We start from the raw sequence: 25,744 nt of genomic DNA, 5'->3' as shown, positions 1-25,744 counted from the left end.
ATCGAGTCTTGCCGTACCCAACTTTTTTGATCGATGAGCAGTACTTGAGGACACGGCTCCGACTTTCCGAGGATGAGATCCCGGTCGAATCGCCTCTTTGGGTGGAACTATCCGAATGCGAGTATCAAGGCGTGCTGGCGACATTTTCTGGCCGTCGTTGGTGGCGTTCCGGCGTTGAGAACTGGCTATGGCGTCAGACTGATGGAAGATCCGGCGATCCGACGGAGATTGCAAGAGTAATAACGGACCTTGGATGCGTGCCGGGAAGCTTGCGGCACCCCGTAGTTGTCATTGCGACCGATCACCGGCGGCGTAAGGAACCAGCCGAGCTCGAGGATGTCGTGCGCGTGAGGCCTGATGATTGGCCTCCCTACGCGGATACTGCCTACGCAGACCGAAGGTTGGCCGCTGAGGACCCCGCGCTGGGTGCTATGGTTGAAGACGATGATCGCGGTCTAATGGATGCTGTCTGAACTTCTTGAGGGTAACTGGTGCCGCTAGTCTTCGAGGTCCAAGAACTCCAGCGGGAGTTGCGCTCCTTTCAAAAGTTGTCCCGCAGCTTCTTGGATCTGTCAAGTATCCCTGCGATCGAGCAGGCGTATCAGAGCCTATCTCAGATCGCCTCGTCGTCAGATGGCATCTACGACTGGGAAGTAAGAGAGCGTCTTCCGATTCGGACTCGGATGAGCACAGGTGAGTATATGCCGGATGCTCGTGGCGAGTTGCATGTTCATGCCGTCATTACGTATATCTGGCAGCTGCGGCCGGTCCGGGTGAAAGGAAACAATCGCGCGGCAAAGAGGGTAGAGCTTGCCGGCAAAGCCAGTACGTGTATCCGACTCCTTGAAGGTGATCCTGTCGCCAATTCGCAGGAAAGTGAGGTGGCGATGTGGCGCATGGAAGTCGCCGATGACTCGTCACCTGGATCATACTTTCATGTGCAGATTCTCGGCCGCGAGGAAGACGAGAAGTTTCCTCATAGCCTTGACGTCCCCCGACTACCAGGAGCGCTCGTTAGTCCATTTGCCTGTGCCGAGTTCATACTTGCAGAACTCTTCCAAGAACGATGGTCGGCGCATGCGGACCGAGATTTTCAAGATGTTCGTGACTGGCGAACCGTTCAAGCTAGACGACTGCGACGGCAGCTGAATTGGCATCTAGAAGAAATTGAGCGTACTGCTGGTTCGCCTTGGTCTTCTTGGAAGAGGGCCAAGCCTCCTTCAACCTTGTTTCTCAAACAACCTTAGAGAGGCGTCATTTCGCCTGGCGGCGCTCTTCGAGCGCAAGGCAGGCATGTCGTATCTCGTCAAGAAGGCGGTCTTCTATTCCGAGATCCAAGCAGATAAGCTTGTTAGCAATTTCCTGTATACGCCTCCTATTGCCGCTTGCCGAGGCCGAGCGAGCAGCTTCGAGTAGGTCGCCATGCAGGCTCTTCGATGCACGAAGGGGCAAATACATGCCGCGAATGGAGGCCGGCTCCAACTTTAGCACCCCGCCTCCGTACGGGCGTCCCAAGAGTTCGCCCTGCAACCTCCAGACGTCGGACCAAGTCGCAAGTACTCTATAAAACCTAGTATCGGGATCTGCATTATCAGTCCACCATAGATGATGGATTGCGTTGGTCGACGTAGCGTTGCTTGAATTCTCGACGGCGCGCCCTGCAACGCGACCCATGCAGGGAAGAAAGACATGCGGAACTTGTGGATCAGGTAGCGCGTACCAGACTGGCCGACGAGAAGTGTGACTCCTCTCGTGAAGCTTAGCTTCCTCCGCGGCCGCTACTTCGTCCGCCAGATGGCTACCGGGTGAAGTAGAGGTCGCCAGTGATGCCAAAAGAAGTTGCGACGGTAGGTCGTGAAGTTGAATTCTTGCAACGTCGGCATTGGTCCACACAGGCCGATCTAGCCAGGCGGATCTCGAGATTATCGGCTTCCAGGAGACGCCGTCCTCCTGCCATGTGGAGGAGGGCCGCCGCACAAAGAAGGAATTAGCTCCGGTAACGACGCCAATTCGAACGCGGGCAAGCGAGCCGACATCGGCGAATCGACCAGATTTGACTATGCGATTCTGGACTAGTTCGGCTATGCCTGGAACTACTCCGCTTCGGTCTGGCGACTGAGTTTTGGCGGGACTGGCCCCCTGATCGTAGCTGGCGAGTTCGTGTCGCAGGCCATCGATATCATCCACGTCTACCAGTCGGGGATCCGTCCATACGGATGGGCCTCGACTTGGTGTGACTGCTAGGAGAACAACACTTTCTTCGGACACGCCTTGAAACAGCCGTTCTCTAACTCTGATGAATCGAACATCAACGCAGCGCCGGGATAGCTCTGCGCGAACCTCGCCTGCATATCCACCTGAGTGGAGGATGGAGCTGGGCAGGAGCAGAGCGAGGCGGCCACCTGGTCGCAGGAAGCTAAGACTGTGCAGGACAAAATAGGCCCACGCATTAGCACGGCGGCTTAACGGCGTGTTCACTCGAAGCCGTCCATATGCCTCGATTTGATCGGTTGAGAGCAGATGATGTCTGACATATGGCGGGTTGCCCACAACGGCGCTGCAGAGAGGAAGCTCGACTGAGGGATGGGTGAGCAGGAAGTCGCCCTCGTGGAGGCTCGTTTTGGGAACGCCTTGAGCTACTAGATGGGCCCGCCAGGTGGCGGTGGCGCCGTCGATATCGGCGCCGAAAACTTGGTTGTGTGGGTGCGGCGAACCGATCGTGGTGAGATGGTCGATTGATTGCCGCAGAAAAGCGCATCCGCCGTACGAGGGGTCCAACACTAAATCGTCAGGCTCGCGTACGGCCCATTCGACCAATACGCGAGCGACGGACTCCGTCGTATAGTACGCGCCAAGGCGACGTCGCTGAGTCGAAGGCTCGTGAGTTGAGCGCCCGCTGGCAGCGAGCCCGTCTGTCTGGCTCAGCATCTGGTCCCTTGCGATGGTTAGGTTGTTGGAGGTTATCGTGTCGGCTGCCGAAGCGGTGAGCTGTGCCGACGAGACCAGACGATGTGGGCCTGTCGGTGATGGCGGCGACCATCGGGGCCGGCTGCGAGGGCGGAGCCCTCGCCGGGCGGGACAAGGGTCTCCGGAGGTGGCCCGCGCCGTCCCGGCGACCCCCTGGAGAGCTGGAGGGCTACGGCGCGTCCACTCGTGTGGGCGGAGGCTCTGTAGGTCGGCCAGCGGTGGGCTCGAGGGCCGCTGCCCACGGGCGGACGCGCGGTCGGGGCTGCGCTCGAGGCCGACCGGACGGCGTTCAGAGCGCTCGAGGAGGCGGCAGGCCACGCCGATGTAGGAACCCGGCCCGGTCGGCTCGTGCACGCCTGGACGCCGATGAACGCCTGAACAGCCATTGGGCGCGACGACCACGCGCTCAGTACACCTTGAAAGCGAGAGTCCTGGGAGGGTCCGGGGATTCGAATCCCGCGGCTTCCGCCAGGTCGCGTTGATCGATGCGACGGTCCAACTCGATCAGGGCGTTGACGGCGGCGATTGACGGCAACGTGCTTTATCGAGCAGTTGGATCTACCTGCCGGTGACCTCATTGATGATGGCCGCAACCTCAGGGGTGACCCTGAAATACTGCTTCCCGCCGACCTGCTTCTTCTCATAGGGCGTGTTCTGGCGGCAGCGGCGCTCCGCTGCTCCGAGCATGCCCGCAGCCTGTGCAGGCTTGAAGTCGATGAGCCTGCAGAGTTCCGGCCACTCGACCCAATCGCCCGGCTGCCGAACGAGAATGTCGAGGAACGGCCGCCACCGGATGCTTTCGCCGCCCAAGTAGGCTTCGCGGATCCCGACTGCATCCTGTTCGGACGTAGTGGGGGCAATCTCACCCTTGGGTCCGCCGCCTGTTGACCTTGCCAGCTCGGCGGCAAAGGTGAGTAGGTCGCCCACCCGGTCTGCCGGTACTGATACCGAAACCACCTGGTAGTCCATCGTCGCGCTCCTGACGGTCACTCATCTAAAGATCAGGTAAAGCTAGCATATAGGGTGGCTGAAAGCTAGCTTTGGCAGGCCTGAGTGCAGAGAGGTAGCGGGAAGGGCCTTGGAGCCAGCTAGTTTAAGGCTGGGCCTAGTGGACCGGGTGCTAGCTTCTTGTGCGCTTCGGCCTTGTCGCTCCGCTCCCGGCCGGCACTTCCGGGCCGCGCAGTACCCACGGGCCAACGGGAGACGACAAAAGAACGCCGAGTCGGGGGAGCGGCGCGTGAGAGGGGCTACCTCGTCCTCAACCAGCGTCATAGACCGCGCCGACCGCATCAACCCCGCTGGGCACCTCAACGCTCAACGTCCGCAGCAGATGTCACCCCGAGGCTGAAGGGAACCGGGGCCAGTGTCGAGGTGCTCCAGGGTTGACCCGCGGTCTTGCCGCTCTCGTCCGGCGCGCTGGACCGCGCAGTTCCAAGATCGCCGTCCTAGGGTCGCCGGATGACGCATCTCGACCCCGGACCGGACACCCCTGACCGTCCGGTGGCGGCACTCGGCGAGCTTCTGAACGCCTGGGACCCGATCGGCGTCGTCGGAGGCGGTGGGCCGCAGGATGAGTACGACTGCTTGATCTCGCCGATCCTGGATCGGCTGGAGGGCGGCGCGGACGCTGCCGAACTCGCGGTCTTCCTGCGCTCCGAGCTGGAGAGTCACTTCGGGCTGAGTGCTGGATCCGGCGACACCACGGCCATCGAGGTGGTGGCGCAGGGTGCCGTGACGCTGCGGGCTCGTGGTGAGGGCGGGTAGTTCGCCCTCCAGATTTTGGACTTGCAGGTCCATTTTTGTCTCGCCGCTGTGGGCGAGGCGGCCCGATCGGGCCGTGAACCAGGTGGGGAGGCAGCTGTGAACGACTACTACCTGCTCGGGCGGTCCGGACTCCGGGTGAGCCGGCTGGCGTTGGGCACGATGAACTTCGGCGTCGACGGCTTCCACGCCGCGTACGGGAAGACCGAGGAGGAGTCGGAGCCGATCTTCCGGCGATACGTCGAGGCGGGCGGGAACTTCATCGACACGGCGGACTTCTACACCGCAGGGCAGAGCGAACGCATACTCGGCGCGCTGATCGCGAAGGCGGGTAACCGGGAGCGGCTGGTGCTGACCAGCAAGTTCACCAACACCATCGACCCGACCGATCCGAATGCCAGCGGCAACGGCCGCAAGCACATGGTGCGGGCCCTGGAGGAGTCGCTGCGCCGGCTCGGCACCGACCATCTCGACCTCTACCTGCTGCACACCTGGGACCGGATCGCCCCGGTGGAGGAGGTCGTGCAGACCTTCGACGACCTGGTCCGGGCGGGCAAGATGCGGTATGCCGGGCTGTCGGACGTGCCGGCCTGGTACGCGACGCGGGCGCAGAGCTACGCCGAGGCGCACGGCATGACTCCGATGGTCACGATCCAGCTGCCGTACTCGCTGAAGAACCGGGTCATCGAGCCGGAGTTCGTGCCGATGGCCCAGGCCATGGGGATGGGGGTGACGGGCTGGAGCCCGATGTCCGGTGGCCTGCTCAGCGGCAAGTACAAGCGGGCGGCCACGGGTGCGGCCGGTGAGGGCCGGCTCGGCAACCCGGACTCCCCCGTCTCGATCACGGAGCACGACTGGCGGGTCATCGACGGCCTCGACAGCGTGGCGGCGGATCTGGGACGCCCGATGTCGCAGGTGGCGATCAACTGGGTGGTCACCGGCCCGGCGTCTCCTCGGTGGTCATCGGCGCGAGCAGCGTGAAGCAACTGGACAGCAACCTCGCCGCGCTCGACTTCGAGATCCCGCCGGACGCCCGCCGCAAGCTCGACGAGGTGAGCGCCCCGCCGAGCACCTCGCTCTACTCGATGTTCACCGCGCGGTACCAGTCCTGGATCGTCAGCCCCGGCCTCGGCATCGGTGACAGGCCGGCGACCTACGCACCACCGGTGTTCAACGGCGCCGCCGGGTAACCGTCCTTCGGGTCTGCCGGTGTGTCCACGGTGATGACCGGCCGACCGCCGTCGAGGTCGAGACCGAACCGCCGCGGGGCGCCGTCGTCGGAGTCCTCCCGGAGCACGAACTCGGTCTTGCGCTGCTCCAGCTCGTAGTGCTTCGTGGCGTAGAACAGCGCCGTGACCTCGTCCATCCCGGTCGCGAGCACGGCCTGCGTGCGCTTGTTGCGACGCCAGGGAAGCCAGCTGCGTCCGCTGACGGCGAAGCCGATCCGGTCGAGGACCACCAACGCCATGAGCAGGCATACGAGGCCGGTCAATGCCACTGCCCAGACAACGCCCATCCCGGGATCGTAGGGGTGGCGAAACCGGTGGAGGCGCAGGTCCGGGTTCCCTTAGCCTGACCGGTATGCCCGGTTGACGCACGCTCCCGCCCCCGGCCCGCCCGCTCGCCCGCCGCATGTTCGGGTGGGCGCTGCTCGCCGACGTCATCCCGCTCTACCCGCTGTACGCGCTCCTGTTCTCCGATACGGGTCTGTCCGACGCGCAGATCTCCGCGCTGTTCGTGATCTGGTCCGCCGTCGGTGTGCTGGCTGAGGTGCCGTCCGGAGCGCTCGCCGACCGCTTCTCCCGGCGGGCCTGCCTGGTGGCGGCCGGTGTGCTGCAGGCCTGCGGCTACGCAGGATGGATCCTGCTGCCGAGCTTCACCGGGTTCGCCGTCGGGTTCGTGCTGTGGGGCCTGGGTGGGGTGCTCGTGTCCGGTGCGAGCGAGGCCCTGCTCTACGACGGGCTGGTCGCCGCGGGGGCCGAGGAGCAGTACGCCCGGGTGAACGGGTGGGTCACGGCAGCGGAGCTGCTCGCGCAGATCCCGGCGGCTGCTGCCGCTGCCGTGCTGTACGCCGTCGGCGGTTATCCGCTCGTCGGGTGGGTGAGCGTCGGCGTCTGCCTGGCCGCGGCGGCGGTGGCGTCCCGGCTGCCGGAACAGCCCCGCGGGACCGGCTCGGCCGACGGTCCGGACGACGAGCCCGGCTACCTCGCGACGTTGCGTGCCGGGCTCGCCGTGGCCGCGCATCGCCCGGGGGTGCGCGCCGTCCTCGTGGCGGCTGCGGTGCTCGGCGCGTTCGACGCGGTGGAGGAGTACTTCCCGCTCATCGTCGCCGGGTGGGGGGTGCCGACGGCGTTCGTCCCGGTGGTGGATCTGCCGATCGTGCTGGCCGGCGTGACGGGCGCCGCGCTCGCCGGCCGGGCCGCCCGGTTCAGGCCGTGGATGCTGGCCGCGGTGCTGGGCGGCGCGATGCTCCTGTTCGGCACCGCCGGGTTCGGCGGCCTTCCGGCGGGCATAGCCGCAGTGGCCGTCTTCTACGGCGCGTTCCGCTGTGTCCTCGTGGTCGTGGACGCGCGGCTGCAGGAGCGGATCGACAGCCGTTCCCGGGCCACGGTCACCTCCGTGGCCGGGGTCGGGACGGACATCGCCACCTTCGGGTTGTACGGCGCCTGGGCGATCGGCGCGGCGCCGCTGGTGGCGGTGCTCGGCGTCCTGGTGGCCGGGGCCCTGCCGCTGCTGCTCCGCCCCCCGGTCGTGCCCGGCGTGGGATCGAGCCGGTAGCGGCGGCGCCGTCGGGCGTCATGCTCGCGCGGGGCGGGCCGCCGGTTCCCTCAGCTCGACCCGTACGCCACGGGCGATGCGGTAGGGCTGGCGCTGCAACAGGGGGCCCAGGGTGCGGCGCAGCCGCGACATCTCCGCGCGGACGGTGACGCGGCTGCCGCTGTCGCCGAACAGGTCCGCCGCGAGCTGCGCGGCCGAGCGGCCCTCCGGACTGCGGGCGAGCGCCCGCAGCATCTCGGCGTGGCGTGGGGTCAGGGTGTGCTGCCAGCGGCCACTCGGGGTGGTCACGTGGACCTGAGGCGACTCGCCCGTCAGGTCGAGCAGTAGGTGGACGGGCTCGTCGGGGGTCACGCCGCCGGGCACCCCCGGGCGGAGCAGCCATCCTCCGAGCAGCGGTTCGGCGGTGCAGCGACCGAGGCCCGGCAGCCACACCTCGCCTCCCTCCAGCGAGTCGGGCAGTGCCACCCTGGCGGGGACGGGGAGGTCCAGCGCGGCCGCCGGAACGCCGTCCTGGCTCACGACGAGCGCCGGCCCGGTGAGCCGGGCGAGCAGCGGTGCCGCCACCACCCGCAGCCGCTCGATCGTGCGGTCGTGCGCGAGCCGCAGCTCCAGCTCCACGAGCCGGGCGACGGCGTCGACGAGGGCCACGGTGCCGGCGTGGACGGTGTGCACGGGCCCGCTCAGGTCGACCGCACCCAGGAGGCGGCCGGTCACCGGGTCGTGCAGCGGCGCGGCGGCGCAGGTCCAGGGCTGGTGGCCTTCCGACCAGTGCTCCCCGGCGAAGACGTGCACGGGTGCGCCGACCACGAGACTGGTCCCGATCGCGTTCGTGCCGACGGTGTTCTCGTCCCACGCCGAACCCTCGACGAACCGGAGGTCGTCGGCCCGGCGGCGGACGGAAGCGCCGCCCTCCCGCCACAGCACGTGCCCCTCGGCGTCCACCACCACCATGATCTGGGCGGCTGACTCGGCCACCGGGAGCAGCCGGGCCCGCAGCAGCGGCAGGAGTGGCGCCAGACCGCTCGCCGCGCGGCGCTGCTCCAGGTCGGCACTGTCGAGCAGCGGCAGCTCGCCCGACCCACGGGGGTCGAGCCCGGAGTCGCGCACGCGCCGCCAGGAGGCGGTGATGACCGGGCGCAGGGCGACCGGCGGGTCGACCCCGGTCAGAGCGGCGTTCCGGACCCGCCCGAGCACCCGAGCGTGCTCGCGGGGGTCCTCACCGGGACGCAGGGCGCTCTCGGGTGGCGGTGACGGCATCGGTACCTCCGCCGTCATGGTGCAGGGCGGCCCGCGCAGATCACAAGGACCGGCTGCAACCCCCTGCAACCCTGCTGTGGCGGCCCGGCGCAGTGTTTCCTGCAGGTCGGGGCGCCGTCGACGAGGAGGGCGCACGACGACGGGAGCTGACAATGACGCAGACCCTCGAGCCGGCGCCTGCCACGTCTGCGCGCGGTCGTGTCGATGCGTGGCTGGCGGAGTTCGAGGCGGCTCTCGCCGCGCGGGACGCCGGACGGGCGGCCGACCTGTTCGCGACCACCTGCTTCTGGCGGGACCTCGTCTCGTTCACCTGGAACATCACCACGGTCGAGGGTCGTGACGGAGTCACGGACCTGCTGCAGGCCACGCTGGACACCACCGACCCCCGCGGCTTCCGCACCACCGAGGAGCCGTCGGAGTCCGGTGGTGTCACCGAGGCGTGGATCGAGTTCGAGACGTCGGTCGGCCGGGCCCGCGGGCATCTGCGGCTCGTGGAGGAGGGCGCCTGGACCCTCCTCACCACGCTGTACGAGCTGAAGGGCCACGAGGAGCCCCAGGGCGATGCGCGGCCGAAGGGTGTGGAGCACGGCGCCCGCCGGGACCGGATCAGCTGGAAGGAGGCCCGCGAGGCGGAGAACGCCGAGATGGGTCGCACCAGCCAGCCCTACGTCGTGGTCGTCGGGGGCGGTCAGGGCGGCATCGCACTGGGTGCACGCCTGCGCCAGCTGGGCGTCCCGCACGTGGTGGTCGACCGGCACGAGCGGCCCGGTGACCAGTGGCGCAGCCGCTACAAGTCCCTCTGCCTGCACGACCCGGTCTGGTACGACCACCTGCCCTACATCGACTTCCCGAAGAACTGGCCGGTGTTCGCGCCGAAGGACAAGATCGGCGACTGGCTCGAGATGTACACGAAGGTCATGGAGATCAACTACTGGTCCTCGACGACCTGCACGAGCGCCTCCTACGACCAGCAGGCAGGCGAGTGGACCGTGGTGCTCGACCGGGCGGGCGAGCAGGTGGTGCTGCACCCCGAGCAGCTCGTGCTGGCCACCGGCATGTCCGGCAAGGCGAACGTGCCCACCATCGCGGGCCAGGACCGCTTCCGCGGCGAGCAGCACCACAGCTCCCAGCACCCCGGACCGGACGCCTACGCGGGCAAGCGCGCCGTGGTGATCGGCTCGAACAACTCCGCGCACGACATCTGCGCGGCGCTGTGGGAGCACGGCGCCGACGTGACGATGGTGCAGCGCTCCTCGACGCACATCGTGAAGTCCGACTCGCTGATGGAGCTGGGGTTGGCCGACCTGTACTCCGAGCGGGCGGTGGCGAACGGGATCACGACGCAGAAGGCGGACATGATCTTCGCGTCCCTGCCGTACCGGATCATGCACGAGTTCCAGAAGCCGATCTACGACGCCATCCGCGAGCGCGACGCCGACTTCTACGAGCGGCTGGAGAAGGCCGGGTTCTGGCTCGACTTCGGCGACGACGACTCCGGCCTGTTCATGAAGTACCTGCGTCGCGGCTCGGGCTACTACATCGACGTCGGCGCCGCCGACCTGGTGGCGAACGGCGACATCACGCTGGTGCACGGGACCGTCCGCGAGCTGACCGAGGACGCGGTGGTGCTGGACGACGACACGGAGCTACCCGCGGACCTGGTGGTCTACGCCACCGGCTACGGCTCGATGAACGGCTGGGCCGCCGACCTGATCAACCAGGAGGTGGCCGACAAGGTGGGCAAGGTGTGGGGCCTCGGTTCGGGCACGGCGAAGGACCCGGGGCCGTGGGAGGGCGAGGAGCGCAACATGTGGAAGCCCACCCAGCAGGAGGGGCTCTGGTTCCACGGCGGCAACCTGCACCAGTCGCGGCACTACTCGCTCTACCTGGCGCTGCAGCTCAAAGCCCGCCAGGAGGGCATCCCGACGCCGGTGTACCGGCTGCAGGAGGTGCACCACCGCTCCTGACGCGGCCGAGGCGGTGGGTAGCGACGCCCCCGGTGCCGCTACCCACCGGTGGGAAGAGGAGCCCTCCGCGGTCCTGATACATCCCGTTTCTCCCGAACGAGCCGGCGCGCCCGCTCGATCTCCGGCGGAGCCGGCACGTCGGGCAACAGGTGGGTGGCCACCCGCAGGGTCCGGAGGGCGACGGTGACGCCGAGGTCGGTGGTCGGCACCCCGGGCAGGCCGTACATGCGTCGTGCCCAGCGGGGCAGGGTCGCCAGCGCCACCGAGGCGATGGCGGGGATGGCCAGCTTCGTGACCGTCGGGGCCTCGCCCTTCGGGGCGAACAGGTTGCCCACGGCGCGCCGGGCCTCGTCGGTCAGCCCCAGCTCGGGACGCATGCGCTCGAGGTAGGCCTGCATCTCCCTGCGGGACGAGGGGGCGGCGAGCAGCCCGACGACATGGGCCGCCCTGACGCTCTCGGCGATGTACCGGTCGACCTCCTGGTCGTCGAGGATCCCGGCCCGACGGGCGATCTCCGCGTAGGAGTCGATCTCCGTGGAATGCACCCACAGCAGGCCCGAGGGCTCGTCGATCCGGAACGTCGCGCCGGTCTCGGGGTCGTGACCGCGCAGCGAGGAGTGGAGCTTGCGCACCCGGGCGGCAGCGACCTCGACAGCGTCCGTGGAACCGAACGTCCGCACCCCGACGAACTCCACTGTGCGCTGGAACCGCGACCACGCCTTGCGCGGGTCGAACAGGGCCGAGTTCTGGTACGTGCCGCGCATCACGCGCGGGTGCAGCGACTGCAGCAGCAGCGCCCGGAACCCGCCGATCCAGAGCACCGGTTCGATGTGCACGCGCCACGTCACGGAGTCCGGCCCGAACAACCCGTAGTCCTGCGGCTTCTCGGCCATGTCGCCCCCTTCGCCCGGCGGGGCCGCGGCGAGGACGGGCGCCGCAGCCTGCTCCAGCACAGCACCATCTGCGCCGGGGCGCGACCTGACCGTTCCGACCGGAAGGCCGGGAGCGAGACCTCAGCCCGCGTCGTCCGGGCCGTTGCTGAGGTCCCCGTCGCGGATGTCGTCGGACGTGTCGTCGTCCGGGACGACGATCCCGGGGCCGCGGAGCCGGTACTCGCCGCCGTGGCCGGCCACCTCGTGCAGGTCGTAGAGGTGGACGATCTTCGGCCCCTCGTGCAGGTGGGTGTAGCGCACCGTGCACGGCGCGGGTTCGGCCGCCTCGCGGGTGTGCACCCGGCCGTCGAGCGGACCTCCGACGAACCAGTAGACGTCGCGTCCGCCGTCCAGGGACGCCTCCTCCGAGGTCACGGCCGGTGTCTTCCGTGCAGGAGCTCCAGTATCCGGCGAGCTCGACGACCCGTGGCGGTGGCGTGCGCCGACCGGCCACCTCGCGCGGTGGCCGGCTCGTCGGTACGTCCGTCGCGCGCGGGGTCGAACATCCGGTGCGCGAACGCCGGCGTCTCGGCGTCGAGATCGCCCGCGGGGGTGGGTTGCTCCGGTGGCACCCCCGACACGGTACGGGCGTCACCGCCCGTCCGCCGTATTTGATCAAGAAACGGGCCCTGGCGATCAGGGCCCTTTTCGTCCAGGGCGTGCCATGGTCACGCCGTGGACGAACCTGTGACCGACACCCTGGACGTGCCGGGAGCCCGGCTGCATCTCGAGACCCGCGGGGCCGGTCCCCTGTTGCTGTTCGTCGTCGGCGGCAACGGGGACTCGGCGATCTACGGCGGGGTCGCCGCCGCTCTGGCCGACCGCTTCACGGTGGCCACCTACGACCGGCGCGGGTTCGCCCGCAGCCCACTGCTCGCGCCCATCGAGGACGACGCGCGGATCGACGCCGACGCCGACGACGCACGCCGGCTGATCGCGCACCTGGGCGGTGGCCCCGCTCACGTGTTCGGCAGCAGCTCCGGCGCGATCGTGGTGCTGGAGCTCGTGGCGCGCCATCCCGAGGTCGTTGTCACCGCCGTGGCGCACGAGCCGCCGATCGCCACGCTGCTGCCGGACAGCGCCGAGTGGCTGGCCTTCTTCGACAGCGTCCAGGAGACCTATCGCGCGGAGGGGCTGTGGCCGGCGATGGCCCGGTTCGGCGCCGCGGTCGGGTCGGGGGGAGCCGCCGGCGGCCCGCCGCCGGACGTGGAGCTGCCGCAGTCCGTCGTCGAGATGATGGCGCGGGTCGAGACCAACATGACGTTCTGGATGGAGCACGAGCTGCGCCAGTACCCCCGCTACGTCCCCGACCTGGACGCACTGGGCGCCGCCCGCGACCGGATCGTGCCAGCCGGCGGCCAGGAGTCACGCGAGCACATGCCCTACCGCCCCAACCTCGTGCTCGCCGAACGGCTCGGCCTCCAGGTCGTCGACTTCGTCGGCGACCACGTCGGGTACGCGACCCATCCCGCCGAGTTCGCGTCCCAGCTCGGCGCCCTGCTCACCGGGCCGGGGTCGGTCAGACCGGGTCGGTGAGGAACGCCGTGGCCGCCGCGGCCAGGTGGCCGGGGTCGCGCACCCCGCACAGCTCCCGCGCCGAGTGCATCGACAGCACCGGGATCCCGACGTCGACCGTGCGGATCCCCAGGCGCGTGGCGATGAGCGGTCCGACGGTCGTGCCGCACGGCACCGTGTTCTTCCCGACGAACACCTGCGTCGGGACGCCGGCGTCCCGGCAGGCGCGGTGCCACGCGGCCGCGCCGGGGGCGTCGGTGGCGTAGCGCTGGTTGGCGTTGACCTTCAGCGCGGGCCCACCGTTCGGCAGTGCTCGGTGCGTGGGGTCGTGGTGGCCGAGGTAGTTCGGGTGCGCCGCGTGCGTGACATCCACCGACAGGCATCGGGAGCCCGCGAAGGCGGCCCCACGGGCGTCGAAGCCACCGGCCAGCCGGGTGAGCACCGTCTCCAGCAGGGGGCCGGCCGCACCGGTTGCCGACCCGCTGCCGATCTCCTCGTGGTCGAAGCCGACGAACACCGGGATGACGCCGCCGGCGTCGTCGGCAGCAGCGAGGAGCGCGCCCAGGCCGGCGTGCGCGGACGCGAGGTTGTCCAGCCGGGGCGCGGCCAGCAGTTCCTCCTCCTCACCGAGGCGCGCGGGCGGGGTGACGTCGTGCACCACGAGGTCGTGTGCCGCCACCTCGTCGGGGTCGACGCCGACCTCGTCGGCCAGGAACTCGATGAGGTCGCCCTCGGCGGGGGAGCCGAGGCCCCAGACCGGGAGCAGGTGCTGCTGGGCGTCCAGGCTGAGGCCCTGGTTCACCTGGCGGTCGAGGTGGATGGCCAGCTGCGGCACCCGCAGCAGCGGCCGGTGCACGTCCACCAGCACGGTGGTGCCGTCGTAGAGCGCGAGGCGTCCGGCCAGGCCCAGGTCGCGGTCGAGCCACGAGTTCCACAGCGCCCCGCCGTAGACCTCGACGGCGACCTGCCGCCAGCCGCCCGCACCGACGTCCGGGCGGGGCTTGACCTTCAGCGTCGGCGAGTCGGTGTGGGCCGCGAAGATCCGCATCGGGGTGCCGGGCGGCGCGGCCTCCGGGACGAACCAGGCCAGCAGCGTGCCGTCCCGCACGAGGTAGCGGCCACCTGAACTCCCGTCCCACGGGCCGGCCTCGGGCTGCTCGGAGAACCCGGCGGCGGACAGGCGCCGCACCCCCTCGGCCACGGCGTGGTACGGGGTGGGCGCGGCTGCGATGAAGTCGGCGAGGTCGTGCGCGAGATCCGTCATCAGGTGCATCCTCTCCCACGTGCCCCGGCAGGAGTTCGACGTGGTGGTCGTCGGAGCCGGATCAGCCGGCTGCGCGCTCGCGGCCCGGCTGGCCGACGATCCGGCGCGGCGGGTGCTGCTGCTGGAGGCGGGTCCGGGCGGGCCGGCACCCGACCTGCTCGACGTCGGGTCGCTGGCGGCCACCCGGCCCGGGCATCCGAGCAACTGGGCCTATCCCGCGCAGCTGCGTCCCGGCTGCGTCACGACGGTGCCGCGGGGGCGCGGGCTGGGCGGGTCGAGCGCGATCAACGGGGCCAACTGGGTGCGTGCCACCCCCGCGGACGCCGACGGGTGGGGCGTTCCCGGCTGGACGTGGGCCGACCTGCTCCCGCACTACGTCCGCAGCGAGCACGACCTCGACCATCCGGGGGCGCCCTGGCACGGGGACCGGGGTCCGGTGTCCGTCCGGCGGCCCTCCGGTGACCTGCTGCACCCGGCCACGCCCCGGTTCCTCGACGCGGCGCGACGTCTCGGCTTCCCCGCGGAACCGGACAAGAACGCGGGCGGGGCCCCCGGTGCCGGGCTCGTCCCCAGCAACGGCATCGACGGGGTCCGGGTGAGCACCGCACAGGCCTACCTGCACCCGCCCCGGGCCGGGCTGGTCGTGCGGCCTGATGCGGCCGTGGCCCGCGTGCTGTTCGACGGCGACCGGGCCCGGGGCGTCGAGTTGCTCGACGGCACGGTGGTCGAGGCCGGGGAGGTCGTGCTCGCCGCTGGCGCGATCGCCACGCCCCACCTCCTGCTGCTGTCCGGGATCGGTCCGCCCGACGACCTGCGAACGGCGGGCGTGCCCGTGGCGCGCGAGCTGCCCGGGGTGGGCCGGGACTGGTCCGACCACCCGGTGGTGTACCTCCCGTTCGCCACCGCCGACCCGCCTGCCCACCCGCACGCGTCCTGCGTGCAGGCTGCGCTCGACCTGGACGCCGGTGCCGACCCCGCCGGTGACGTCGAGGTCATGCTGTTCGTACGACCGTTCGACGGCGGGACCGACCTGCACCTGATGTGCGCGCTGCAGCACCCCGACAGCCGCGGGACGATCACCCTCACCTCGACCGACCCGCGGGTCCGCCCGCGGATCTCGTACGCGTACCTGCGCACCGAGCACGACCGCCGCAGGCTGCGGCACGCGATCCGGGTGGGGGCCGATCTGCTGCGCGCCGGGCTCGGCGTCCGCGCCGCCCCGGCCGGTGACGTCCTCGGCTCCGACCATGCCCTCGACGGCTGGATCGCCGCTCACCTCGACACCGCCCAGCACCTGAGCGGGAGCGCCGCGATGGGCCCTGTCGTGGACGCGCAGCTGCGCGTGCACGGCGTCCCGGGTCTGCGGGTGGCCGACACGTCGGTGCTGCCCGTGGTGCCCCGGCGCGGCACCGCCGCCACGGCCGTGGCCGTCGGCGAGAAGGCGGCGACGTTGCTCTGCGCCTGATCCGGACGACCGCCGCTCACGCCGGGGCGACGGCGTCCAGATGCGGCCAGAGCGCTCCCGGCGGCCCGTCGAGAACGATCCCGAACCGCTCGGCGAGCAGCGTCCGCTCCTCGTCGGGAGACACCGCCCGCTCCGAGCGCACGCCGTCGACGATCTCGGAGAACACCCCGTTGAGCAGCGAGATCCGGCGGTCGGGGAGCGGCAGCACCGCGAACCGGCGGGCGCGGAAGTACGAGTCGGGATCGTGCTCGTGGTAGTCGGAACGTCCCGCGAAGTCCGCGAGCTCCCTCGGCGTCGCCTGCCACGCCCAGCTCCGCTCCCACCGGCCGTCGGAGTGGCGCTGCACGGTCCACCACAGGTCGTCCTCGTGGTGCACCTGCACGTCGCCGTGGGTGCCCGGCTGCTGGGGCACCGGCTCGATCCAGGTCCCGCCGTTCCCGACGTCGGCGAGCCACGGGCCGTCGACGGTCTCGACGAGCAGCCGCAGGTGGTCGAAGTCGGGACCGCGGGTGCCGTGCTCGTCGAGGAAGAACGCCGAGAAGAGGGTGACGCCGAAGCCCAGCTCGCGCAGCAGCGCGGCGAACAACCCGTTGAGCTCGTAGCAGTAGCCACCGCGTTGCCGGTGGATCAGCTTGTCGGCGATGTCGTCGAGGCGTAGCGAGATCGGGACGCCGAGGTGGATGTCGTAGTCCTCCGACGGCACCGTCCAGGCGTACGCGCGGTGCAGGGCGGCGAGTGCTGCGCTCGTGGGGGCGGCCGGGCGTTCGGCCCCGATCTTCGTCAGGAGGGCGTCGACATCCATGCACTCGAGTCTGCGCCCAGCAGGCCGGTGTCGAGGCAGTGCCGCAGCGGTACGAACAGCTCGTCGCGACGCTCCCGCAGCTCGTCGAGGGTGAGCCAGGCGAGGTCGGTGGCCTTCTCCGGCTCCATGAGCCGCAGCTCACCACCGGTGCGCCTGCACGCGAGGAAGAGGGTGACGTAGTGGCGACCGATGTCGGGCATCGGGTCGTCGGTGAAGCCCAGCCGGGCCGTGACGTCGACGACGAGGCCGGTCTCCTCGGCCACCTCGCGCACCGCCGTGTGCTCCGGGGACTCGCCGAACTCCTGGTGGCCGCCGGGCAGCCCCCACAGGCCCGCGCCGTGCGCTCCCGCCCGCCGCATCACGAGCACCCGCCCGTCCTCGACCACCACTGCGCCGACACCGACCCGTACCTGCGTCACGCACCTATGCTCGCGCGCGTGAGCGCCAACCCGTTCCTCGCCCCCAGCCCGTTGCCCTTCGAGTTCCCGGACTTCGACGCCATCCGGGAGGAGCACTTCGCGCCCGCGTTCACAGCGGGCATGGAGGAACAGCGCGCGGAGGTCGACGCGATCACCGGCGACCCGGCGCCGCCGACGTTCGCCAACACGGTCGTCGCGCTGGAGCGCTCGGGGGCGGTGCTGCAGCGGGTCTCGGCGGTGTTCTTCGTGCTCGTCAGCTCGTGCAGCACACCGGGGATCCGCGCCATCGAGGCGGAGTTCGCGCCCCGGCTCGCCGCGCACTCGGACGCGATCATGCTCGACCCGGCGCTGTTCGCCCGCCTCGAGACGCTGCACGAGGCGCGTCACGAGCTGGGCCTGGACGCGGAGTCGCTGCGGTTGCTGGAGCGGCTCCACCGCGACGCCGTGCGGGCGGGGGCGCGGCTGGGGGCCGTCGAGCAGGAGCGGCTGCGGGCCCTCAACGCGGAGCTGTCGACGCTGTCCACGGAGTTCGGCGCGAAGCTGCTGGCCGGTGCGAACGACGCCGCGGTCCTCGTCGAGGATGCGGCCGAGCTCGCCGGGCTGTCCCCGGACGCCGTCTCCGCCGCGGCGCGGGCGGCCACCTCGCGAGGACACGACGGCGCGTACCTGATCACCCTCGTCCTACCCACCGGGCAGCCGGTGCTCTCCTCGCTCGCCGACCGCGGGCTGCGCGAGCGCGTGCACCGCGCGTCGGTCACGCGCGGCCTCGGCGGCGAGCACGACACCCGGGAGATCGTGCTGCGCATCGCCGCGCTGCGTGCCGAGCGCGCCGCGCTGCTCGGGCACCCGCACCACGCCTCCTGGGCGGTGGAGATCGGCACGGCCGGCACGGTCGACGCCATCGACGCGATGCTCGGGAAGCTGGCCCCGGTGGCGGCGGCCAACGCACAGACCGAGGCCGACGAGCTGTCGGTCGCGGCCGGCCACCTGATCGAGGCGTGGGACCGGGCGTTCCACGCCGAGCGGGTCCGCCGCGAGCGGTTCGACCTCGACGCCGACACGCTGCGGCCCTACCTCGAGCTGGAACGCGTGCTGCACGACGGCGTCTTCCACGCGGCCGGCCGGCTCTACGGGCTGCGGTTCAGCGAGCGCCACGACCTGCCGCGCTACCACCCCGAGGTGCGGGTCTTCGACGTCTTCGACGAGAACGGTCAGCTCGGGCTGTTCGTCGCCGACCTCTACGCGCGGGAGTCGAAGCGCGGCGGGGCCTGGATGAACTCCTTCGTCACGCAGTCGCGGCTGCTGGGCACCCGGCCGGTGGTGCTCAACACCCTCAACCTCGCGCGCCCCGCCGACGGGCAGCCGACGCTGCTCACGATCGACAACGTCCGCACGCTGTTCCACGAGTTCGGGCACGCGCTGCACGGGTTGTTCTCCGACGTGCAGTACCCGACGTTCGCCGGCACGAGGGTGCCCCGCGACTTCGTCGAGTACCCGTCGCAGGTCAACGAGATGTGGCTGGAGGACCCGGAGGTCCTCGCGAACTACGCCCGCCACCACGAGACCGGCGAGCCGCTGCCGCCCGAGCTGGTGGCGCGGCTGGCGGAGTCGCGGCAGTTCGGGGAGGGGTTCGCCACCACCGAGTACCTGGCCGCGGCGCTGCTCGACCAGGCGTGGCACCGCCTCGGCCCGGATGAGCAGGTGACCGACGTGGAGACGTTCGAGGCCGACGCGATCGGCGCGGCCGGGGTGGCCGTCCCGACCGCCCCACCGCGCTACCGGACCACCTACTTCAACCACATCTTCGGCGGTGGCTACAGCGCGGGCTACTACTCCTACATCTGGAGCGAGGTGCTCGACGCCGACACCGTGGAGTGGTTCGCCGAGAACGGCGGCCTGCGGCGCGAGAACGGCGACACGTTCCGGCGCGAGCTGCTCTCCCGCGGAGGGGCGGTGGACCCGATGGAGGCCTACCGTGCGTTCCGCGGCCGCGACCCCGAGATCGCGCCGTTGCTGGCGCGCCGCGGCCTCGCGAGCTGACCGCCGGAACTGGGGAGACCGCCGTCGGGCCCCCCGGTACTCTCCGGGCGTGATCCTCTGAGCTCGCGGATTCCGTCCCCCACCCCCATGATCTCGGAGGTTCCCATGTCCCAGTCCCAGCCGCTCCCGCCGAAGCAGTCGGAGTCCGCCGACGAGCCCGCCCCCGACGCGACGGAGGCCGAACCCGCCGTCGAACCGGAGGAGCCGCTCAACCGGGCCGCCCGGCGGGCGAAGGCCAAGCAGGTCGACCCGTCCCACGTCGGGCCCCGCGCGGGCCACGCCAGGGAGGGCCACGGCGCCCGCAGCCACACCAAGCGCCGCATCAGCTGACCGGGCGCCGCCCGGAGCTTCCGACGCGGAATTCCTCCTGAGCGGCGCGTGTTGCCGCTCATGATGTTTCCGCAGGTGCGGCTCTCGCTCCTGGACCGGTCACGGACCAGGTCCGGAGAGCCCGACGAGGCTGCGCTGGGCCACACCGTGGCCCGGGCCCGACGCGCGGAACAGCTCGGCTACCACCGGTTCTGGGTGGCCGAGCACCACGCCGTCCCCGGCATCGCGAGCGGGAGCCCACCGGTCCTGATCGCCGCCGTGGCTGCTCGCACCGATCGGATCCGGGTCGGCTCCGGCGGGGTGATGCTGCCCAACCACCAGCCGATCGTGGTGGCCGAGCAGTTCGCGATGCTGGAGGCGCTGTTCCCCGGCCGGATCGACCTGGGTGCGGGCCGCTCGCTCGGTTTCACGCCGCCGGTCCGCAGAGCACTGCGGCGCGACGCCGCCGGTCCCGACACGTTCGCCGCTGATCTCGCGGAGCTGCGCGCCTACCTGGACGGCACCGCCCCCGTCACGGTGCGGCCCCGCCTCGACCGGCCCGTCCCGCTGTTCGTGCTCGCCACCGGCCGTGGTCTGGCTGTTGCCGGGGACGCCGGGCTGCCGGTGGTGCTGGGAGGGCCGGCGCTCGACCGCGACGGGATCGGCGAGGAGCTGGCCGACTACCGGGCCCGCGTCCGCGCGGCGGGGGCACAGCCCTACGTCGTGGTGTCGCGGGACGTGCTGGTGGCCGACTCGGTGGCAGCGGCCCGCGAGCTCGCGCTGCCGGAGGCGTGGGCGCTGGCGGCGGCCCGCACCACCGGGCAGTTCCCGGCGCTGGAACCCGTCGACCCCGGCCGTCCGCTGTCGGCGCGGCAGCGGACCGTGGTCGAGGATGCGGTGGGGCGGACGGTGCACGGCGACGAGGCCGCGGTCGCCGACGAGCTGCGTGACCTGCTCGCCCGGACCGGCGCCGACGAACTGCTCGCGTCGACCTCGACGTTCGACCGGGCAGCGTTGGGCGAGTCCGACGCGCGGCTCGTCCGGATGTTCCGGCGGGACGGCTGACCCCTCACAACACAACGTCCCGCCCGGTGGGGAGCGCCGGGCGGGACGGGTGTGCGACGGGCGGCAGCGGCTACTTGTAGATCCGCATGTAGTCGACGAGCATCTCGCTCTGCTTGGGCGTTCCGCCGTCAGGGAAGTAGTCGAGCTGGATCGTGGCGTGCATCTTGCCGGGAGGCATCGTCTTGGAGTCGGTGCTCTCGAACCACTTCTCGCCGTCGATGTAGCCGGTGATTCGGCCGTCCACCCACTCGACGGCGTAGTTGTGCCACTGGGTGATGTCGAGCTTCTTCGTGGCGGACTTCTGCTGGTTGCTGGCGCTGTAGTGCAGGAAGAACGACACGTCGTCCGAGGCGCTGGTGGTCTCGGCGAAGTCGATCTCGCCACCCTCCGGCCACTCGTGGTCGCTCGGCCAGAGGATCAGCACGGGGTGGTACTGCGAGTCGCCCGCGGGGAACTTCGCGCGCATCTCCCACTTGCCGAAGCGCTGGCCGTCGCTCCACGCCATGCCGCCGCTGTTGCCCTTCGAGTCACCCCGGATGACGAGCGAGCCGTTCTCGACGCTGACCTGCTTCTCGGAGCGGGTGCCGTTGCCGCCGTTGCCCGCGCCTTCGTACACGCCCCACTTCGAGCTCATGCCGCCGTTGAACTCGTCGCCACCGACCGGGGTCCAGCCGAGGCGCTGGGCGGCCTGCTTGCCGTCGCCCACGGCCTTGACGACGGGCGGCGGCGGAGCCGGCTTCTTCTGCGTGCTCTTCGTGGTGGAGCTCGATGCCTCCTTGGACGCCGGAGCGTCCTTGGTGGACTCGGGTGCGTTGCTGGTGGTGGGGATCGGGAGGGCATCGGTGGGAACGGCGAGCGCCGTGGTCGGGTCGGCCACGATCACCGTGCTCAGCTCGGGCGCGGCGAGGGAGGTGTCGTCTGCAGGTCGCAGCACGGTGGCGACCGTGGTGGCCACCAGCATCACCGTGGCGCCGATCGCGAGCGGAGCCAGCCTGCGCGTGAGGGAGCGCTGGGGAAGCGGGTCGGTGGTGACTACGGCGTCGACGTTCTCGCCCGCACGGCGGCGGTGACGCCGACCCTGGGTCACGGTGGGGGAACCGTGCTCTGCGGAAATACGTGCGATCAGCTCGGTCGGGGATTCCGAGCGATCTTCCGCAGCGGAGGTTGTCCGTCGCATGGGGCGGAACCATAAAGAAGGAGGAGCCCGATGATCAGCAAACCTGAGAGGTCAGGTTGCGCGTACGCGCCAGCAGGTCGGTCACGCGCGCCAAAACGACGTCAGACGGACGGATGGGGCAGCTCGGGTACTCCATTCGGAGTACCTGGGCTCTCAGGCGACCGGGATGTACCTCTCAGAACGTTCAAGGTTGCTCCGTTAGAAGATTGTTATCGCGGCCCGGCTGCGAGAAGCTAGGCGCGATGCTCCCCGCTGCTCCCCCGGGGGGTGCGTCCTCGTACGTCTCGACAGCCCTGTCGACACGTGTGTCCGTACCCCCGAACGATCATGTCCTGTTGGCGTTGCCCCCGACGGCCGCGTCGGCTGCTGTGCTGCGCAGCCTCCGGTCCGAGGGGGTCTCGGTCAGCCCCGTCAGCGACGGAATCGGTGTCCTCGACGCCGTCCGCGCGCGCGACCCCGCGCTGCTGGTGCTCGACGTCGAGCTGCCCGGGCCGGACCAGGCTGCGGTACTCGCGGCCGTCCAGACCGAGGCGCCGAACGTGCCGGTCATCGCGGTCACCCCGCGGGAACGCCGCGCGAGCCTGCTCGGCCAGCTGCGCGGCGACCGCGACGACTACCTGCTGCGGCCCTTCGCCGTCGACGAGCTCGCGGCGCGGATCCGGCTGCGGCTGCGGCTCGGTGCCCCCGTCGAGAACACCGTGATCCGCCACGGCGAGCTGACCGTCGACACCGAACTGGGGGAGGTGACCGTCGACGGACAATCGGTTTCGCTCTCTCCCACTGAATTCGCGATGTTGATGGCGCTGCTCGCGGATCCGGGTGAGGTGGTCTCCCCCGACAAGCTGGCGAGCGCCGTCTGGTCCGAGCCGGCGTCCGCCAATCTCGTCCAGGTCTACATCTCCTACCTACGCCGCAAGATCGGCGCGGAGCGCATCCGCACCGTCCGTGGTGAGGGATACGTCCTGGAGCCCTGAGGCCCTCCAGGTGGCCGTGACCCTATGGGGCGATAACGCTTCGGGTGTCATCCGGTCTCCAGGCGTGCAGGGCCGCTCACCCCGTGCTACCCAGTGCACACGCGGGTCGTGTGGGGTCGGCCCTGAGGAACCTCGGGAGTTGCAATGACCGTGACCGGGATCATCACAGCGATCGTCATCGGTGCCATCATCGGCTTCCTCGGGCGGCTCGTGGCGCCCGGAAAGCAGAACATTCCCATCTGGCTGACCATCCTGGTCGGAATCGTGGCGGCGTTTATCGGCACGTTCATCGCGAGGCTGTTCGGAGTGGCCAGCACGGGCGGCATCGACTGGATCGAGCTCATTCTGCAGATTGTCGTCGCCGCCATAGGTGTCACCATCGTGGCAGGTGCCTACGGCAGGCGCGGCGTCACTCGCTGACGCTCGCGCACGCAGCGGCCCGGTCCCGACAGCGTCGTCGGGACCGGGCCGGTGTCGTCTCCGGGGTCAGCCCGGGAACGAACGAGCCGCGGCCAGGAAGGCGTCGTTCTCGTCCGGCGCGGACACCGTCACCCGCACCCCGTCGGAAGCGAACGGACGGACGACCACCTTGTGGTGGTCAAGACAGTGCGCGGTGAACGGACCGGTGCGGTCGCCCAGCGCGAGCCACACGAAGTTGGACTGGGAGACCGGCACGGTGTAACCGGCCTCCAGCAGCGCGTCGCGCACCCGGCTCCGCTCGGTGACCACGTCCTTGCACCAGGCGAGCAGCTCGGCCGCGTCGTCGAGCGCCGCGATCGCCCCGGCCTGTGCCACGGAGCTCACGCTGAACGGCGAGCACACCTTCCGCAGAGCGGTCGTCACCTCCGGCGCGCTGACGGCGTACCCCACCCGCAGCGCCGCGAGGCGGTAGGCCTTGGAGAACGTCCGCAGAACCACCAGGTTGGGGTGGGCGTCGATCAGTGCCATCCCGTCGACGGCCTCGGGGTCCGTGACGTACTCGTAGTATGCCTCGTCCAGCGCCACCAGGACGTCGGGACCGACCGAGACGAGCAGCCGCTCCATCTCCTCGCGCGTCACGACTGTGCCCGTCGGGTTGTTCGGGCTGCAGACGATCACCAGGCGCGTCTGCGGGGTGACGGCGGCGATCATGGCGTCGATGTCGTGCCGGAAGTCGTCGTCCAGCGGCACCGTGCGGATCGTGGCGCCCCCGATCTGCGTCACGATCGGATAGGACTCGAACGAGCGCCACGCGTACACGACCTCGTCCGACGGCTCGAAACAGGTGGCCTGCACGAGCTGCTGGCACAACGTGACGGACCCGCACCCGATGGCGATCCGCTCGGCGTCCACGTCGAGGTACTGCGCCAGACGTGCCGTGAGTCCCGTGACGGCGAGATCCGGGTACCGGTTGCCCCCTGCGGCGGCCTCGGCGATCGCGGCGAGCACCCGCGGTGTCGGCGGCAGCGACACCTCGTTGCTGGCCAGCTTGATGGCCCCGGGAATCGCGCGGCCGGGGACATAGGCCGGGAGCGTGTCGAGATCGGGGCGGATCAGCGTCATGTGGACACCCTATGTCTGTCGCCCCGTCCGCGTGCCCGCCGCTGTCACACTCGCCGAGCCGTGCAACCCTTGGGGTCATGACCGAGATCAGGACGGAGACCGTCCCGCTGGTCGATGGCAGCTCTCTGCGACTCACCGTGGCGGAGCCGGACGGTCCGGTGCGCGGCGGGATCGTGGTTCTGCACGAGGCGCGGGGGGTCACCGACGCCGTGCGCGGGCTCGTGCAAGGTCTCGCCGGCGACGGCTGGCTCACCGTGGCGCCGCACCTGTACCACCGCGACGCGGCCGACGAGCTGGACGGCGCCGCCGACGACGAGGTCCAGCAGCAGGTCGACCGGCTCGAGGGCGAGCAGATCATGGCCGACACCGACACGGCCTTCGGCTGGCTCGCCGAGCACGACATCACCGCCGACCGGATGGGCGTCATCGGCTTCGACCTCGGCGGCTCGGTCGCGCTGGTGGTGGCGGCCAACCGCAGGCTCGGTGCCGCGGTCACCGTGGCGGGCGAAGGCATCGCCGACGCGGCCTCCACGGGTCTCCCGTCTCTGATCGAGGCGGCCCCCGGACTCACCTGCCCGTGGCTCGGGATCTACGGCGAGACGGCCGACGGGGAGCCGGACCCGGGGATCAGCCGGCTGCGCGACGCGGCGAGCTCCTCGGAGGTGGCCACGGACGTCGTCGTGTACCCCCACAGCGGCCACCGCTTCGACGACGACCCGAACTCCGCCGCCGACGCCTGGCAGCGCACCCTGAACTGGTTCGACTCCCACCTGCGCTGACCCACCCCCGCGAGTCGCCCGTTTCCCGCGCGCGAGTCGCCCCGTCCTGCACCGCGAGTCGCCCCGTCCTGCCCCGCGAGTCGCCCGTCCAGCTCGCCGGCGGCTTGCGGGAGCGTGCGCCGAGGGCGGCCACGAGCGGACCCGCGTGAGGGCATGTGGGGATGGGGCCGGAACCCACATTCGACGCGCACCGACACGCCGTTCCGTGGTGTGTGAGCCCACCACCGGGTCGGGCGGACGCGCCCGTCCTCTCCCCGCCCCGGACGGCCCTGGCGCGACCCGGCGGCGGCTTGCATGCTGACCGTCATGGCTGCGTCCGAGATCCCCGACGTCCTGTGGACTCCCGACCCGCACCACGCCGGCCCGATGACCGAGTTCATGGCGTGGGTCCGTGAGCACCGCGGGGTCGACGTGCCCGACTACGCGGCGCTGCACAGCTGGTCGGTCGAGGACCTCGAGGGTTTCTGGTCGGCCGTCGCCGAGTTCGAGGGTGTCCGGTTCCACACGCAGCCGAGCGTGGCGCTGGGCGGGAGTGAGATGCCGGGCGCGGAGTGGTTCCCGGGGGCCACGCTCAACTACGCGGAGCACGCGCTGACTCCCGGACCGGGCCGGGAGGACGCCGACATCGCACTCGTGTTCGCCCGGGAGGACGGCCTGGAGCGGACGGTCACGCACGCCGAGCTGCGCGAACTCGTCGGCCGGGCGCGGGCGGGCCTGGTCGGGATGGGGGT

27 protein-coding genes are annotated in these 25,744 nt (G+C 70.4%); 15 read left to right on the top strand and 12 right to left on the bottom strand.

The annotated features are described in order from the left end of the window. Nucleotides 1-491: 491 nt before the first annotated feature. The gene (locus HF577_RS23325; RefSeq protein ID WP_211174719.1) at nt 492-1,247 is read left to right on the top strand and encodes a hypothetical protein; all 756 of its coding nucleotides are present in this window, start codon (nt 492-494) and stop codon (nt 1,245-1,247) included. Nucleotides 1,248-1,254: 7 nt separating this feature from the next. On the opposite strand, the gene HF577_RS40230 is transcribed toward HF577_RS23325, so the two are convergent. Together HF577_RS40230 and HF577_RS23315 are read right to left on the bottom strand one after the other, a co-directional pair. Beyond that, complete coding sequence (locus HF577_RS40230; protein ID WP_169398074.1) at nt 1,255-2,928, bottom strand: HsdM family class I SAM-dependent methyltransferase; 1,674 nt, start codon at nt 2,926-2,928, stop codon at nt 1,255-1,257. Nucleotides 2,929-3,525: 597 nt separating this feature from the next. After that, nucleotides 3,526-3,936, bottom strand: coding sequence for a hypothetical protein (locus HF577_RS23315; RefSeq protein ID WP_169398073.1), 411 nt, complete (start codon nt 3,934-3,936; stop codon nt 3,526-3,528). Between the two features lie 489 nt (nt 3,937-4,425). Between HF577_RS23315 and HF577_RS23310 the strand changes: the two genes are divergently transcribed. The 3 genes from HF577_RS23310 (at nt 4,426) to HF577_RS38645 (ending at nt 5,918) form a co-directional block, all read left to right on the top strand. Next, complete coding sequence (locus HF577_RS23310) at nt 4,426-4,731, top strand: hypothetical protein (protein WP_211174718.1); 306 nt, start codon at nt 4,426-4,428, stop codon at nt 4,729-4,731. A 96-nt stretch (nt 4,732-4,827) separates the two neighbouring features. Next, nucleotides 4,828-5,709 carry an aldo/keto reductase gene (locus HF577_RS23305; protein ID WP_312859322.1) on the top strand — a complete coding sequence of 294 codons (882 nt, stop codon included), beginning with the start codon at nt 4,828-4,830 and terminating at the stop codon, nt 5,707-5,709. After that, the gene (locus HF577_RS38645; protein WP_246267044.1) at nt 5,706-5,918 is read left to right on the top strand and encodes a hypothetical protein; all 213 of its coding nucleotides are present in this window, start codon (nt 5,706-5,708) and stop codon (nt 5,916-5,918) included. Before HF577_RS23305 ends, HF577_RS38645 begins: the two co-directional genes overlap by 4 nt. Here the strand turns inward: HF577_RS38645 and HF577_RS23300 are convergent. Continuing rightward, nucleotides 5,882-6,244 (bottom strand): DUF6191 domain-containing protein, encoded by a 363-nt coding sequence (locus tag HF577_RS23300; RefSeq protein WP_169398072.1) that lies wholly within the window; start codon nt 6,242-6,244, stop codon nt 5,882-5,884. The two genes, HF577_RS38645 and HF577_RS23300, sit on opposite strands and share 37 nt — an antisense overlap. Before the next feature lie 116 nt (nt 6,245-6,360). Here HF577_RS23300 and HF577_RS23295 point away from each other — a divergent pair, with 116 nt between their 5' ends. Next, complete coding sequence (locus tag HF577_RS23295) at nt 6,361-7,506, top strand: MFS transporter (protein ID WP_169398071.1); 1,146 nt, start codon at nt 6,361-6,363, stop codon at nt 7,504-7,506. A gap of 18 nt (nt 7,507-7,524) precedes the next feature. Here the strand turns inward: HF577_RS23295 and HF577_RS23290 are convergent, their stop codons facing one another. Then, nucleotides 7,525-8,763: a helix-turn-helix domain-containing protein gene (locus HF577_RS23290; protein ID WP_169398070.1), complete on the bottom strand. Its 1,239-nt coding sequence runs from the start codon at nt 8,761-8,763 to the stop codon at nt 7,525-7,527. Between the two features lie 152 nt (nt 8,764-8,915). On the opposite strand from HF577_RS23290, the gene HF577_RS23285 reads away from it, so the two are divergent. Continuing rightward, the gene (locus HF577_RS23285) at nt 8,916-10,730 is read left to right on the top strand and encodes a flavin-containing monooxygenase (RefSeq protein WP_169398069.1); all 1,815 of its coding nucleotides are present in this window, start codon (nt 8,916-8,918) and stop codon (nt 10,728-10,730) included. A 38-nt stretch (nt 10,731-10,768) separates the two neighbouring features. Here the strand turns inward: HF577_RS23285 and HF577_RS23280 are convergent, their stop codons facing one another. Genes HF577_RS23280 through HF577_RS23270 form a run of 3 tightly spaced genes read right to left on the bottom strand, consistent with a single transcriptional unit; the run spans nt 10,769 to nt 12,234 of the window. Further along, nucleotides 10,769-11,683 carry an oxygenase MpaB family protein gene (locus HF577_RS23280; protein ID WP_312859321.1) on the bottom strand — a complete coding sequence of 305 codons (915 nt, stop codon included), beginning with the start codon at nt 11,681-11,683 and terminating at the stop codon, nt 10,769-10,771. A gap of 60 nt (nt 11,684-11,743) precedes the next feature. Further along, entirely contained in the window at nt 11,744-12,037 is a 294-nt protein-coding gene (locus HF577_RS23275; protein WP_407692233.1) for a hypothetical protein, read from the bottom strand. Then, nucleotides 12,034-12,234 (bottom strand): hypothetical protein, encoded by a 201-nt coding sequence (locus tag HF577_RS23270; protein ID WP_169398068.1) that lies wholly within the window; start codon nt 12,232-12,234, stop codon nt 12,034-12,036. The genes HF577_RS23275 and HF577_RS23270 overlap by 4 nt, the downstream gene beginning before the upstream one ends. 103 nt (nt 12,235-12,337) lie before the next feature. Here HF577_RS23270 and HF577_RS23265 point away from each other — a divergent pair, with 103 nt between their 5' ends. Further along, complete coding sequence (locus tag HF577_RS23265) at nt 12,338-13,198, top strand: alpha/beta fold hydrolase (protein WP_169398067.1); 861 nt, start codon at nt 12,338-12,340, stop codon at nt 13,196-13,198. Here the strand turns inward: HF577_RS23265 and HF577_RS23260 are convergent. Then, nucleotides 13,182-14,441, bottom strand: a complete 1,260-nt coding sequence (locus tag HF577_RS23260; RefSeq protein ID WP_169398066.1) for a M18 family aminopeptidase — start codon at nt 14,439-14,441, stop codon at nt 13,182-13,184. The two genes, HF577_RS23265 and HF577_RS23260, sit on opposite strands and share 17 nt — an antisense overlap. A gap of 19 nt (nt 14,442-14,460) precedes the next feature. Between HF577_RS23260 and mftG the strand changes: the two genes are divergently transcribed. Then, on the top strand, nt 14,461-15,906 hold the full coding sequence (gene mftG, locus HF577_RS23255) for a mycofactocin dehydrogenase MftG (protein WP_312859320.1): 1,446 nt from the start codon (nt 14,461-14,463) through the stop codon (nt 15,904-15,906). Nucleotides 15,907-15,922: 16 nt separating this feature from the next. Here the strand turns inward: mftG and HF577_RS23250 are convergent, their stop codons facing one another. Both HF577_RS23250 and HF577_RS23245 read right to left on the bottom strand, forming a co-directional pair. Further along, a complete protein-coding gene (locus HF577_RS23250; RefSeq protein ID WP_169398064.1) occupies nt 15,923-16,708 on the bottom strand; it encodes an arylamine N-acetyltransferase family protein in 786 nt (261 codons plus the stop codon). Next, nucleotides 16,687-17,127, bottom strand: coding sequence for a nucleotide triphosphate diphosphatase NUDT15 (locus HF577_RS23245; protein ID WP_312859319.1), 441 nt, complete (start codon nt 17,125-17,127; stop codon nt 16,687-16,689). Before HF577_RS23245 ends, HF577_RS23250 begins: the two co-directional genes overlap by 22 nt. Nucleotides 17,128-17,145: 18 nt before the next feature. On the opposite strand from HF577_RS23245, the gene HF577_RS23240 reads away from it, so the two are divergent. From HF577_RS23240 to HF577_RS23230, 3 genes are all read left to right on the top strand, one after another. Next, nucleotides 17,146-19,167, top strand: coding sequence for a M3 family metallopeptidase (locus HF577_RS23240; RefSeq protein ID WP_407692232.1), 2,022 nt, complete (start codon nt 17,146-17,148; stop codon nt 19,165-19,167). Nucleotides 19,168-19,272: 105 nt separating this feature from the next. Then, nucleotides 19,273-19,497 (top strand): hypothetical protein, encoded by a 225-nt coding sequence (locus tag HF577_RS23235; protein WP_169398061.1) that lies wholly within the window; start codon nt 19,273-19,275, stop codon nt 19,495-19,497. Nucleotides 19,498-19,557: 60 nt separating this feature from the next. Further along, a complete protein-coding gene (locus tag HF577_RS23230; RefSeq protein WP_169398060.1) occupies nt 19,558-20,541 on the top strand; it encodes an MsnO8 family LLM class oxidoreductase in 984 nt (327 codons plus the stop codon). 70 nt (nt 20,542-20,611) lie between these two features. Here the strand turns inward: HF577_RS23230 and HF577_RS39820 are convergent, their stop codons facing one another. Then, entirely contained in the window at nt 20,612-21,628 is a 1,017-nt protein-coding gene (locus tag HF577_RS39820) for a glycoside hydrolase family 16 protein (RefSeq protein ID WP_169398059.1), read from the bottom strand. 425 nt (nt 21,629-22,053) lie between these two features. Between HF577_RS39820 and HF577_RS23220 the strand changes: the two genes are divergently transcribed. Together HF577_RS23220 and HF577_RS23215 are read left to right on the top strand one after the other, a co-directional pair. Continuing rightward, nucleotides 22,054-22,692 (top strand): response regulator transcription factor, encoded by a 639-nt coding sequence (locus HF577_RS23220; protein ID WP_246267042.1) that lies wholly within the window; start codon nt 22,054-22,056, stop codon nt 22,690-22,692. 144 nt (nt 22,693-22,836) lie between these two features. Further along, a complete protein-coding gene (locus HF577_RS23215) occupies nt 22,837-23,112 on the top strand; it encodes a GlsB/YeaQ/YmgE family stress response membrane protein (RefSeq protein WP_169398057.1) in 276 nt (91 codons plus the stop codon). A gap of 66 nt (nt 23,113-23,178) precedes the next feature. Here HF577_RS23215 and hisC read toward each other — a convergent pair whose 3' ends face one another. Next, nucleotides 23,179-24,234, bottom strand: coding sequence for a histidinol-phosphate transaminase (gene hisC, locus HF577_RS23210; RefSeq protein ID WP_169398056.1), 1,056 nt, complete (start codon nt 24,232-24,234; stop codon nt 23,179-23,181). 77 nt (nt 24,235-24,311) lie between these two features. Here hisC and HF577_RS23205 point away from each other — a divergent pair, with 77 nt between their 5' ends. Continuing rightward, entirely contained in the window at nt 24,312-25,013 is a 702-nt protein-coding gene (locus HF577_RS23205) for a dienelactone hydrolase family protein (RefSeq protein WP_169398055.1), read from the top strand. 306 nt (nt 25,014-25,319) lie between these two features. Beyond that, nucleotides 25,320-25,744, top strand: a 425-nt coding sequence (locus tag HF577_RS23200; protein WP_281359837.1) for an acetyl-coenzyme A synthetase N-terminal domain-containing protein, incomplete at its 3' end; no start/stop codon positions are given.

It is taken from the genome of Pseudonocardia xinjiangensis (genome assembly GCF_012911925.1).
GTDB lineage: Bacteria > Actinomycetota > Actinomycetes > Mycobacteriales > Pseudonocardiaceae > Pseudonocardia > Pseudonocardia xinjiangensis.
Note: the sequence above shows the minus strand (reverse complement) of the source record. Positions and strands in the feature narration are given on the sequence as shown.

Coding starts and splice junctions, on each gene's coding strand:
- hisC (WP_169398056.1), bottom strand. CDS start 24,234: ATGACGCTGATCCGCCCCGATCTCGACACGCTCCCGGCCTATGTCCCC.
- HF577_RS23235 (WP_169398061.1), top strand. CDS start 19,273: ATGTCCCAGTCCCAGCCGCTCCCGCCGAAGCAGTCGGAGTCCGCCGAC.
- HF577_RS23260 (WP_169398066.1), bottom strand. CDS start 14,441: ATGACGGATCTCGCGCACGACCTCGCCGACTTCATCGCAGCCGCGCCC.
- HF577_RS23300 (WP_169398072.1), bottom strand. CDS start 6,244: ATGGGCGTTGTCTGGGCAGTGGCATTGACCGGCCTCGTATGCCTGCTC.
- HF577_RS23230 (WP_169398060.1), top strand. CDS start 19,558: ATGATGTTTCCGCAGGTGCGGCTCTCGCTCCTGGACCGGTCACGGACC.
- HF577_RS23285 (WP_169398069.1), top strand. CDS start 8,916: ATGACGCAGACCCTCGAGCCGGCGCCTGCCACGTCTGCGCGCGGTCGT.
- HF577_RS23315 (WP_169398073.1), bottom strand. CDS start 3,936: ATGGACTACCAGGTGGTTTCGGTATCAGTACCGGCAGACCGGGTGGGC.
- HF577_RS23295 (WP_169398071.1), top strand. CDS start 6,361: ATGTTCGGGTGGGCGCTGCTCGCCGACGTCATCCCGCTCTACCCGCTG.
- HF577_RS23205 (WP_169398055.1), top strand. CDS start 24,312: ATGACCGAGATCAGGACGGAGACCGTCCCGCTGGTCGATGGCAGCTCT.
- HF577_RS40230 (WP_169398074.1), bottom strand. CDS start 2,928: ATGCTGAGCCAGACAGACGGGCTCGCTGCCAGCGGGCGCTCAACTCAC.
- HF577_RS23290 (WP_169398070.1), bottom strand. CDS start 8,763: ATGCCGTCACCGCCACCCGAGAGCGCCCTGCGTCCCGGTGAGGACCCC.
- HF577_RS23215 (WP_169398057.1), top strand. CDS start 22,837: ATGACCGTGACCGGGATCATCACAGCGATCGTCATCGGTGCCATCATC.
- HF577_RS23310 (WP_211174718.1), top strand. CDS start 4,426: ATGACGCATCTCGACCCCGGACCGGACACCCCTGACCGTCCGGTGGCG.
- HF577_RS23250 (WP_169398064.1), bottom strand. CDS start 16,708: ATGGATGTCGACGCCCTCCTGACGAAGATCGGGGCCGAACGCCCGGCC.